This window comes from Methylobacterium sp. WL7, assembly GCF_008040085.1.
GTDB classification, from domain to species: Bacteria; Pseudomonadota; Alphaproteobacteria; order Rhizobiales; family Beijerinckiaceae; genus Methylobacterium; species Methylobacterium mesophilicum.
In genome coordinates this window covers 1-10,451 of record NZ_VRVG01000161.1, presented here as the reverse complement: position 1 = coordinate 10,451, position 10,451 = coordinate 1, and the positions used below count along the sequence as shown (strand labels likewise).

Below are 10,451 nucleotides of genomic sequence, written 5' to 3'. Positions count from 1 at the left end.
CCCGGGTGCTGCCCCTGCCCCACCCGTCCTGGCGCAACAACGGCTGGCTCAAGCGCGAGCCGTGGTTCGAGGCGGATCTGCTGCCGGTGCTCAAGGCGGAGGTGGCGCGGGTGCTGGGTGCATAAATCCAGCTGCGGATTTCAACGCGCTGCCGCTTCCAGTCCCGGGGTTTGGGTCTATGCTGCGGTTCGTGAAGTTCATCGCGCAGGAACCGAAACGGTCGGCGAAGATCGCCAAGCACGGATTCGATCCGGCCCAGTTCGAGGAGGCCTTCAGCTTCGACCGTTACGCGACTGCCCCGACCAAGCCGAGCCGCACCGGTCGCGCGCGCTTCCTGCTCATCGGGACCTGGTTCGGCGAGGCCGTGGTCGTGGTGATCGTCTCGCCGTTGGGGACCGAAGCCTTCGACGTCGTGAGCGTCCGCCGCGCCAACCGGACGGAAAGATCCCGCTATGAAGCCCTCTGATCACGCCCCCGGCTATGTCCCGAACGCGGCCTATTCGCAGGCGGATTGGGACGTGGTGTCCGACAATCCCGAATTGACGACCGAACAGCTGGCCCAGATGCGGCTCGGCTCCGAAGGTCTGCCGCCGGACCTCTCGGCCGCCCTGGACCAGCGCGGCCGGCGCCCCGCGAATGCGCAGGGCGTCCCCGTCTCGCTGAACGTCGATCCCGACGTGCTCGCCGCCTACCAGGCCGGCGGTCCCGGCTGGCAGGCGCGCATGAACGAAGCCCTGGCCGAGGGCCTCGTACGCGGCAGGCGGCGCGCCAAGGCCGGCAAGCGCGGCTGATAGGCTCCGGTCCTGATTGACAGGGATCGCCGCGGCGTGGTCCGTGCCGCCAGCCCGAAGGACGCCGCGATGACCGAGAGTGCCGACCCCCGCGACCGCCTGATCGTGGCCCTCGACCTCCCGGGCGTGCCCGAGGCCGAGGCGCTGATCGACCGGATCGGCGATGCCGCGACCTTCTACAAGATCGGCTACCGGCTGGGTTACGCCGGCGGCCTGGCGCTCGCCGAGCGGCTGGCGGCGCGCGGGCTCAAGGTGTTCCTCGACCTGAAGCTCCACGACATCGGCAACACCGTCGAGGAGGGCGTGCGCTCGGCTTCGGGCCTGGGCGCCACCTTCCTCACCGTTCACGCCTATCCGCAGACCATGCGGGCGGCCGTGCGGGGCCGGGGCGCGAGCCTCAAGATCCTGGCCGTGACGGTGCTGACCTCCTACGACGACGCCGACGCCGCGGAGGCCGGCTACGCCCTGCCGGTGGCCGAGCTGGTCGCCAAGCGGGCCGCCCAGGCCGCCGAAATCGGCATCGACGGGCTCGTCTGCTCGGCGGCCGAGGCGGCCTCGGTCCGGCGGATCGTGGGGCCGGACCGGCTGATCGTCACCCCGGGCATCCGCCCGGCCGGCGCCGAGGCCGGCGACCAGAAGCGGGTGATGACCCCCGGGGACGCCCGCAGGGTCGGGATCGACCACGTGGTGGTCGGGCGCCCGATCACCGGTGCCGCCGACCCGCGTGCCGTGGCCCAGGCGATCGTGGCCGAGTTGGCCTGAAGCCCGGCATTGCCTTCGGGCGGCCGGAATCCATCTCAACCCCGCAACCGATGAGGCACAGGATGGCGAAGGGCTACTGGATCGCGCGGGTCGATGTCCGCGACGCGGAGGCCTACAAGGATTACGTGGCCGCCAACGGCATCGCCTTCGCCAAGCACGGCGGGCGCTTCCTGGTGCGCGGCGGCGCCTTCGAGGCGGTGATGGGCCAGCCCCGCTCCCGCAACGTGGTGATCGAGTTCCCGAGCTACGCCGACGCCCTCGCTTGCTGGAACTCCGACCTCTACCAGGCGGCCAAGGCCAAGCAGCGCGGCGGCGTCGAGGCCGAGATCTTGGTGATCGAGGGCTATGACGGCCCGCAGCCGAGCGTGTCCGAGCCCGCGCCGGAGGCGGGGCGGGCCTCGGAGTAATGTCTTCGGATCGGCTCAGCGCTTCGTATCGGGGGTCGGATCCGGATCGAGGCGCTGAGGTCTGAAGCGGCGGTACGCGGCTTCGACGTCTGCCGTCGTCGCGAACCGACCCGCGTGCAGGTCGGCCAGGCCGCGTTGAGCGGCGGCGCGTTCCGCATCGGTGAGCGGCTCAGGCAAGGCGCGATCGATATCCATGAGGGGTGCGATCCCATTCGCTGGATGCCGTACGCCACCGTTGATCGTGCGGGCTGTGCTGCGAGGAGGCCGGCGACGCGTCATCGGTTCAGCCCAGTCGTGCGCCTTGCGCCGGTCCGGCACCGCTTGGCCCCCGCGGCGCCAAGCCCCGCAGCAGGAACGCCGTCATGGCCTCCAGCGAGGGGACCGGCTGGAGCGCGGTCTGCCCGACCAGCAGCGGATGGGTGTAGCGGGCGATGCCGGCATGGATGCAGGCGGCCGCCTCCGCCGGGTCGGCGGCCTCGAACTCGCCCCGGGCCACGCCGTCGCGGACGATGCGCTCGAACCCGGCCGTGACCCGGGCGATGTGGTGCCGGCAGACCTCCCAGCTCTCGCCCATGGCCGCCTCGACCATCTCGTGGAGCCGGGGAAATTCCTCGTAGCGCCGCGTGCAGTCGCGGTGCAGGAGGTCGATCGCCGCCACGAGGCGTTCGGTGGCGCCGAGGCCCGGGCGGGCGGCGACCTCGGAGACCAGGGCCTCGATCTCGCCGATCAGCCGCTCCAGCACCGCCTCGTTGATCGCCTTCTTCGACTCGAAGAACCGGTAGACGTTGGCCGGGCTCATCTTCAGCGTCCGGGCGATGTCCGCCACGGTGGTCTTCTGGTAGCCGATCTCGCGAAAATACGCCGCCGCCGTCGCCAGGATGCGGCAGCGGGTGGTCGGCGCGCTCTCCTCCGTGAGCATGGGGGTCGGGGTATCCAGGGACATGCTCCTCAGTAGGGCACGGGCGCGGCGGGCGTCAAAGACCCCCGGTTCCCGGGACCCGGCTTCGCCCGCGGCGGGTCGGCGCGGCCGGAACCCTCCCGGGTCCGACCCATTGCCCCGGCATCCGGCCGCCTGCACGGCGGCGCACGCACGAGGCACGCAACGATGATCCTGACCGACAAGCGAGCCCTGATCACCGGAGCCGATTCCGGCATCGGGCAGGCGACCGCCGAGCTGTTCGCCCGGGAGGGGGCGGACGTGGCGATCACCTATCACACCGACGAGGCCGGGATCCGCGAGACCGCCGCCCGGGTCGAGGCGGCCGGCCGCCGCGCCCTGGTGCTGCAACTCGACGTCGGCGACGCCGCCGCGGTGAATGCCGCCTACGACCGCGTCGGAAGCGAGCTGGGCGGCCTCGACATCCTGGTGGCCAACGCTGGTCAGGCGATGAGCGGCATGCCGGTCGCCGAGATGGACGACGCGGTGCTGGAGCGGATCCTGCGGGTGAACCTGATGGGGCCGCTGTTCTGCGCGCGCCCGTTCATCGGGATGCGCCGGGCGCAGGGCGGCGGCGGCAAGATCGTGTTCGTGTCCTCGGTGGCCCAGCACCTGCCGACCCCCGAGAGCGCCCCCTACGGCATGTCGAAGGCGGGGCTCGGCTCCCTGTGCCGGAGCCTGTCGCGGGAACTCGCGGAGGACCGCATCAACGTCAACAACGTCGCCCCCGGCCTGATCGAGACGCCGATGACCGCCGACCGCTTCGAGAAGACCGCGGTGCTCGACCAGTCCCTGGAGCGGATCCCGTGGCACCGGGCCGGCCAACCCGAAGAAATCGCCCGGGCGATCCTCTACCTCGCATCGGGGGGCGCCGATTACGTCACCGGCCACACGCTCGTGGTCGATGGCGGCCTCACGATGCAATGGGGCGGGGCCTGAAACGCCGAAGGGCGCCGGGTTTCCACCCGGCGCCCTCCACGGACGTTGATCGTTGCGCGCGGTCCGCTTCGTCCGGGCAGCCTTACGACCCGAACTGCGATCCGAGCTGCTCCAGGTACTCGGCGAGGTCGAGACCGCCGACCCGCTTGCCGTAATCGAAGCGCATGCCCTGGCGGATGTCGACGCTGGCATCGCGCGTGGTCAGGGTGAACGGCCGGACGCACACCCAGGCCCCGTCGCGGCGGTGCTCGAAGTACCCGAGGATCTCGTGCTTGGCCATGTCCTTCCCTCCGGAATAGTGTTCGAGGACATAACGGTGACGCTGCCGTTCGGTTCGACGGTCGCGACTGTTTTTCGCGCGTGATCCAGCACACATCGAGTGTTCGTGATCCGGAACACCGCGGATCCCGCGCGGGCTATCGCGCCAGAGCTTGACTATAACAGTTCAAGACGGCCGGACGCGTCTCACGGCCAGCGCTCCAGGATCGCGTCGGTCGTCAGGGTCAGGACCTGGTGGCCGTAGCGCATCCGGTACATCGTCATCAGCGCGTCGTGGGCCTCGTCGCAGGAGCTGCACAGGCCGTCCGTGGCGACCACGATGCGGTAGCCGAGATCGACGCCGCCCAGCACCGCCGCCAGCACGCAGACATCGGTCTCCGCACCGGTGACGACCAGGGTGTCCACGCCCCGCGCCTGGAGGCGGGCGTCGAGGTCCGTTTCCAGCCAGGGCGAATAGACGGTCTTGTCGATCACCTCCGCGGGCGGGACGAGGCGGGCCAGGTCGGGGACCAGCTCGATCAGGCCGGGATCGAGCGCGGCCCGCGTCATGCCGGACCACCGGGCCGAATAGGTCGCCCACGTGCCCCGCCCCTCGCCGGGGCGGGCCGCCGGGATGAAGCGGGTGAACACGGTCCGGTCCGGGTGGGCCTCGGCGAGGCGGCGCACCTGCGGCAGGACGCGCGGCATCCACGGGGTCTGCCAATCCGTCGGCTCGGCGAACATGCGCTGCATGTCCACGCAGAGGTGCACGCAGGACCGGCCCAGGGGCTCGCCCGCGGATCCGTCCTCGGCCCGCCCTCCCGGGTCCGACGGGCGCCTCGTCTCGGCCTCCATGCCCGCGCGTTTCATGCATCGGTGGTTGCGCGTCTGCGGCCGGCCCCTGCGAGGCCGGCCGCGGTCCGGATCGTCAGCGGTCGGCCTTCTCGCCGGCCGTGGTCAGCGCGAGGTAGCGCTCGGTGGTCGGCTTGATCAGCGACCGCACCGCCTCGGCCATGCCCTGCTCCTCCTTCAGCGATTGCTGGAAGCCGGTCCGATGCGCCTGCTGGCCGGCCGCATCGGCGATCGTCAGCAGCGACTCGTAGGCCGCGATCTCGAAGTTCTCGAAGGCGTGGTTGGCGTAGGTGTTCTTCAGGATCTCGTCCTGGGCCGGCGTGTGGCCGAGCGCCATCATGTTGCCGACGAAGCCCAGGAACCCCTCCTTGAGCGCCGAGGGGCTGTCGCCGAGGCTCTGCAGCGCCTCCTCCAGGCGCTGGCGCTGGCCGTGCGTCTCCTCGATGTGCCGGCGCAGGGCCTGCTCCATCTCCGGGTAGCGCTCCAGGCGCTCGACCTGCCGCTCCATGATCTGCAGGGCCTGCATCTCGACGGCGTGGGTGTTCTTCAGGGCCGTGACGTAGATCGAACGTGTATCGAGGGTCATGCGGGTGTCTCGCGATGGAGGCTGGATCGTGCTGATCCGTTCATCCGGGCAACCCCGGTCCCGCATGGCCAAGTTCCGGCCGGGAAGATCGCACGCTGCGCCCGCTCCGGCCGGGCCGCGGGCGCCGCACCGCCGGCCTCACCTCAGCCCCTCCGCCCGAAGCGCCGTCTGAACCGCCGGGCGTCCGCGCACGCGGCGGTACCAGGCATCCAGGTTGTGCAAGCGGTCGAAATGGATGTCGGCTCGATAAGACGAGGTCAGCCACGCGGCCTGCCCCCAGCCCGTGAGCGCGAAGGGACGCGGTGCCGCCCCGCGTAAGCCCGCGTTCAATGCATGGACGGGTTCGACGGGGATCGCTGCCGGTCCGCCAGCTGCCGGCCGATCTCGAGCAGCAGGGTTTCGGTCAGGGCGACGATGCGGGTGTCGCCGAGGTCCGAGACGGCGTTGTGCAGGGACAGGCACAGGTCGGCGGTCTTGTTCAGGGCGTCCTCGATCGTGCTCCCGTCCCGCGTCGCGAAGGCGGTGCCGGCGGACTTGCTGTCCGAGATCTCGACGACGACGCCCCGTCCGGACAGCGGGCGGCCGAGTTCGTCCAGGTAGAAGTGGCCGCGGGTGAACACCCAGCGCAGCCGGCCCTCCGGGGAACAGACCCGGTACTCAGCGGTGTACGAGCCGCCGGATTGCACGCAGTCCAGGATGACCTGGGAGATGTGCTCCTGATCCGCGTGGTAGACCGCCTTCAGGATCTCCGAGAGGCTGACCCCGGCGCGCGACCGGGCCGGGCTGATGTTGAACAGCAGCGCGGTGACCGGATCGGCCCGCGCGTCGTCGGTGACGATGTCCCACATCCAGAAGCCGACCCCGCCGGAGGCTTCCAGCGCCGCGATCAGGGCCGCCTCTGAGACGATATCGTCGGAGTTTTCCAGCAAGATATCCCCCGATATCCGTATCGCACGTCTGCGCTAGGCCGTTTACTGGATCGGCGCACCGTACCGATCCGGATGTACCAGAAATCGTCGGTCGAATAGAGCACAATGGCAACAGCTGCGCCCGGTCCGCCGCAGCCGCGCGATCGCCCGGTCGTTCCCCATCGGGGCGGATGGGGGACGCGTCGGGCCTTGCCCTTCCAGGGCACCAGCGCGCGCTCCAGGCGGCGCATGCCGAACGCGGCCGGACCCAGCCGATCCGCCGGCCGATCCGGGTCTCCGGGAGTGCCGCGCCCGGCCCGGGTTCCCGTTCGCGCCGGTCCCACGCATCGGCCGGGGGCTTCCACGGCGCCGGCGCCGCCGAGCGGCGGGGAGGTCCGACCCGGCCGGTCCTGCGCTTTGCGACCCGTCTCCCGTCTCCGAGCGGGGATGGACGGAGGCCGGGGCCTGCGAACTACGCAAAGTCCCGATAGATTTGCCTTTCAGAATCGAAACCTTTATAAATCGTCCCAATTCGATTCAAAAAATGAATTTAGGCTATATCATGTCGGCGTTGCGATACGTTCTTCTCGGACTCTCGGTCCTATCGTTGGCTGTCGTGCTGGTCTTCTGGACTGTGAGTGGGCACGTCGCCGATCTCGGCGTGTTTTTGGTGGCCGCTTTCTTGGTCGCCAACAGCGTTTATATTCTATTCTCTCGGCCGACATTGCGCGCGAGCTCTGTCTTCGACCGCGCGGCCACGGGACTTGCTTTCGCCTCGCTGGAACTGCAGCACCAGGCCAAGGAGGCGAAGATCCGGGAGGCGGAGGCCGAGCGGATCCGGGCGCAAGAGGCCGAGCAGAACAAGTCAAAGCTGCGGGCGGCCGAGGAATTCATCAGCTACGTGCGTCAGAACCCGCTGATGCGCGGCCGGCAAGCCGTCACGGTCAAGCAGATCACCTTGCTCGGAGACCCGAAGAGCATCGCGCTCCCGACCCTGGAACTCCCCCGTCCCGTCCCGTCCGAGCTGAATGGCCGGCACCACGGCGATCCGGGGGCGACCGGCGTGACGCCTCCGGCGCCGCCCCCCGGCGCCGTGCCGCGCCTGGACGTCTGACCGGCCTGCCTGGCGCGCGCGGCGCGGAGCCTCCGGCGACGGTCGGGCGGCCGCGCGTCGGGCCCGTGCCTGTCACGACCTCGCGAGCGGAGGGCCGGAGGCACCCCCGACCCGATCCGTCACGGAACCATCTTGGCGGCCTACAGCTTGCTGAGCTGGGACCGGGAAGGATTTGCTCCTCTCACGGCTCTACGGAAAACAACCGCCCTCGATGGCGGCATGAGAGGAAACGTCCTTTGCGCACCACGATCATCACCGCGGCTCTGCTCGCCGCCTTCGGCGCCGCCGTCGCGTCCCCGGCTTCCGCGGCCCCGATTGGTCCCGGCGCCGTCGCCGCGCCGGCCGACATCGTCTCGACCGTCCAGATGGACCGGATGGAGCGCCGCATGGAGCGTCGCCACATGGAGCGCCGGATGATGCGGCGTCACATGGAGCGTCGCATGATGCGCCGCGACATGCGCCACCGCATGATGCGTCGGGACATGATGCACCGCATGTAGTCGATCGACCGGCCCCCGCCGGCAGACGCGTCGGCGGGGGCCCAGTTTCGCATCAGAAATCCGCCGACAGCGCCGCCAGGAACGTCCGCGGCATGCCGTAGGTCAGCACGCTCGATCCTGCGGAACCCCAGTACCGTGTGCCGGCCGCGTTCTGGACGTTGAAGCGGGCCGTCAGCGGCGTCCCGCTCGCCGTGAAGCTGTAGCGGACGCCGAAGTCCAGGCGCGTCCAGTCCGGGATCTTCTGCGTGTTGGCCTGATCGTAGTACTGGGCGGACGTGTAGATCACGCGCCCGGTCAGGGTCACGCCGCGCAGCATCCAGGCCGGCAGATCCACCTCGCCGCCGAGGTTGGCCTGCACGGTGGGCACGCCGGGCGCCACGTGGCCGTCGAAGCGGCCCGCCTCCGTCTTCACCAGCCGACCATCCGACAGCGTGAGGCCGCCCAGCACGCGGATCCCGTCCGCCGGCGCGCCGAAGACGTTCAGGTCGATGCCCTGGTTGCGCTGCTCGCCGTTCAGTCCGAAAATCAGCGTCTTCGGATCGAGGATCCCGGATGGCTGCGTGATTTCGAAGAACGCCAGGGTGAGCCCGACCGGGTCGAGATCGAGCTTGGCCCCCGTCTCGATCTGGCTGGTCACCACGGGCGGGAACACCGTTCCGGCATTGCGCGCGAGGTCGGGGACATCCGGCCCGAAGCCGAACCCTTCCGCGTAGCTGGCGTAGAGCGACAGCCTGTCCCACGGCTTGACGATCAGCGCCGCCACCGGGGTCGAGGCCGACTTGTCGTAGCGCGACGAGAACCGGCCGGTCGGCAGGATCGTGTCACGTTGCGCGTTCTGGAAGCGTCCGCCGGCGATGAGTTGGATGCGCCCGTCGAGGACGGATGCGGTGTCGGTGACGGCCAGGCCGTCCAACCCGGATTGGGTCGTCAGCTGAAGCTGCGGCGTCGGCCGGAACGGTCGTGCGACGATCGCCGGGGTGTAGAGTGCCGACAGGAATCGCGGGCCGGGCGTGGACGCGGACGGCTCACGGGCCTCGTAATGCGTGGCGACGACCGCAACCGCATGGTCGACCGGGCCGGTCTGGAAGCGGCCCCTCAGGCCGGCCTCGCCCGACCACTGGCCGTTCTCGACGGATATGGTCGTGGTCTGCTGCGACAGCGCGCCCGATGCGCGCGTGATGGTGCCGCGCGTGGTGAAGAAGTCGCGTTTGGTCGTCGAGCCGCCGACGGCGCCGAACAGCGTGATGTCCGGCGTGAGGTCGTATTCGGCCCGCAGGACACCGAAGCCCTGATCGATATCCGAGCGCTCCCACGGTTGCTGCACGTTGAGGCTGAGGCGCGGCGCCCGCGGGATCCGGACCCCCGGGAGGACGGCGAGGCCCGCGCTCTGGGCGTCCAGGTCGAGGTGCTGATAGCCGGCATCGAGGCTGAGCCGGAGCGCGTCGCCACGGAAATCGAGGCCCAGCGTCAGGGCGCCGAGGTTCTGGTTCTGCCGATCGATCGGGGTGGGCCCGTCGCGGTAGACGCCGTTGATCCGGACGCCGACGGCGTTGCCCTCTCCGAAGCGGCGGCCGACATCGAACGTCCCGCCGACATTGCCGCGCGTGAGGTACTGCGCCGTGACGCGCGTCAGGGGCGTCTCGGCGGCGCGCTTGGGGACCAGGTTGACCACGCCCACGGCGCTGCCCGAGGGCGGGAAGCCGTACAGGAAGGAGCCGGGCCCGCTCAGGACCTCGACGCGCTCGATGCCCTCGATCGCCGGACGGTAGACGCTCGCGATGCCGTACAGGCCGTCGAATGCCGTATCTCTTGAGATCACGACGAATCCGCGGATGAAGAGATTCTGTTGTGAGCCGAAGGGCGGCTGTTGTTCGCGGACGGAGGCGTTGTTCGCCAGGACGTCGCCGACGGTCTGGGCCTGCTGGTCGCGGATCAGTTCCGCGGTGTAGTTCGATTGCGTGAACGGCAGGTCGAACACGCTGCGATTGCCGAGGAAGCCGGCACGGCCGCCGCCGGCCACCTGCCCGCCGGCGAACGCGGCCGGCGGCTGGCCGATCGTGCCGCCCGGCGGCGGCGAACCGGCATTCGGTGCGGTTCCGCCGCGGGCCTCAACCGAGAGTTCGTCGAGCAGCATCGCGGGCTGTGCCATCGCGGCGGGGCAAAGCACAGCCAGGGATACGGCCGTCAGCAAAGCTTGTACGAAGCGATTGCGCGCGGTCTGCAATCGATCGATACGGTTTTGATCGTCAGAAGTGCAAGATATTAAAGTTGTGTCGAGCATTAAACTGGGCCGGTCGATGATGATAGGGTCCGGCCGTAACGCGCGTTCGAAGGTAAAGCAACGTAGACTTGAAACTATTTCATCTTACTTATAACGATTACAGTGTAACCGAGACC

The 10,451-nt window shown here is 69.6% G+C and carries 14 protein-coding genes and 1 pseudogene; 8 read left to right on the top strand and 7 right to left on the bottom strand.

The annotated features are described in order from the left end of the window. From FV233_RS31385 to FV233_RS26045, 5 genes and pseudogenes are all read left to right on the top strand, one after another. A pseudogene (locus FV233_RS31385) lies at nt 1-125 on the top strand (uracil-DNA glycosylase family protein); the annotation flags it as partial. 53 nt (nt 126-178) lie between these two features. Continuing rightward, a complete protein-coding gene (locus FV233_RS26060) occupies nt 179-466 on the top strand; it encodes a BrnT family toxin (protein WP_246690088.1) in 288 nt (95 codons plus the stop codon). Next, nucleotides 453-791: a BrnA antitoxin family protein gene (locus tag FV233_RS26055; protein WP_147899243.1), complete on the top strand. Its 339-nt coding sequence runs from the start codon at nt 453-455 to the stop codon at nt 789-791. Before FV233_RS26060 ends, FV233_RS26055 begins: the two co-directional genes overlap by 14 nt. Before the next feature lie 69 nt (nt 792-860). Continuing rightward, nucleotides 861-1,553: an orotidine-5'-phosphate decarboxylase gene (gene pyrF, locus FV233_RS26050; protein ID WP_147856818.1), complete on the top strand. Its 693-nt coding sequence runs from the start codon at nt 861-863 to the stop codon at nt 1,551-1,553. 62 nt (nt 1,554-1,615) lie between these two features. Continuing rightward, the gene (locus FV233_RS26045; protein WP_147856815.1) at nt 1,616-1,960 is read left to right on the top strand and encodes a DUF1330 domain-containing protein; all 345 of its coding nucleotides are present in this window, start codon (nt 1,616-1,618) and stop codon (nt 1,958-1,960) included. A gap of 15 nt (nt 1,961-1,975) precedes the next feature. On the opposite strand, the gene FV233_RS26040 is transcribed toward FV233_RS26045, so the two are convergent. Beyond that, nucleotides 1,976-2,155 (bottom strand): hypothetical protein, encoded by a 180-nt coding sequence (locus FV233_RS26040; RefSeq protein WP_147899242.1) that lies wholly within the window; start codon nt 2,153-2,155, stop codon nt 1,976-1,978. 88 nt (nt 2,156-2,243) lie between these two features. Beyond that, nucleotides 2,244-2,903, bottom strand: a complete 660-nt coding sequence (locus FV233_RS26035; protein WP_147899241.1) for a TetR/AcrR family transcriptional regulator — start codon at nt 2,901-2,903, stop codon at nt 2,244-2,246. Between the two features lie 162 nt (nt 2,904-3,065). Between FV233_RS26035 and FV233_RS26030 the strand changes: the two genes are divergently transcribed. Then, complete coding sequence (locus FV233_RS26030) at nt 3,066-3,836, top strand: SDR family oxidoreductase (RefSeq protein WP_147899240.1); 771 nt, start codon at nt 3,066-3,068, stop codon at nt 3,834-3,836. Between the two features lie 82 nt (nt 3,837-3,918). Here FV233_RS26030 and FV233_RS26025 read toward each other — a convergent pair whose 3' ends face one another. The 4 genes from FV233_RS26025 to FV233_RS26005 form a co-directional block, all read right to left on the bottom strand. After that, nucleotides 3,919-4,116, bottom strand: a complete 198-nt coding sequence (locus FV233_RS26025; RefSeq protein ID WP_007563351.1) for a hypothetical protein — start codon at nt 4,114-4,116, stop codon at nt 3,919-3,921. Between the two features lie 185 nt (nt 4,117-4,301). Next, entirely contained in the window at nt 4,302-4,964 is a 663-nt protein-coding gene (locus FV233_RS26020; RefSeq protein ID WP_281408038.1) for an isochorismatase family cysteine hydrolase, read from the bottom strand. 58 nt (nt 4,965-5,022) lie between these two features. Next, nucleotides 5,023-5,532, bottom strand: a complete 510-nt coding sequence (locus FV233_RS26015) for a ferritin-like domain-containing protein (RefSeq protein ID WP_147899239.1) — start codon at nt 5,530-5,532, stop codon at nt 5,023-5,025. A gap of 326 nt (nt 5,533-5,858) precedes the next feature. Then, on the bottom strand, nt 5,859-6,461 hold the full coding sequence (locus tag FV233_RS26005; protein WP_246690087.1) for a PAS domain-containing protein: 603 nt from the start codon (nt 6,459-6,461) through the stop codon (nt 5,859-5,861). A 472-nt stretch (nt 6,462-6,933) separates the two neighbouring features. Here FV233_RS26005 and FV233_RS26000 point away from each other — a divergent pair, with 472 nt between their 5' ends. Further along, nucleotides 6,934-7,554, top strand: coding sequence for a hypothetical protein (locus FV233_RS26000; RefSeq protein WP_147899238.1), 621 nt, complete (start codon nt 6,934-6,936; stop codon nt 7,552-7,554). A gap of 236 nt (nt 7,555-7,790) precedes the next feature. Continuing rightward, a complete protein-coding gene (locus tag FV233_RS25995) occupies nt 7,791-8,054 on the top strand; it encodes a hypothetical protein (protein WP_147899237.1) in 264 nt (87 codons plus the stop codon). Between the two features lie 52 nt (nt 8,055-8,106). On the opposite strand, the gene FV233_RS25990 is transcribed toward FV233_RS25995, so the two are convergent. Then, the gene (locus FV233_RS25990) at nt 8,107-10,203 is read right to left on the bottom strand and encodes a TonB-dependent siderophore receptor (RefSeq protein ID WP_246690086.1); all 2,097 of its coding nucleotides are present in this window, start codon (nt 10,201-10,203) and stop codon (nt 8,107-8,109) included. Nucleotides 10,204-10,451 lie beyond the last annotated feature (248 nt).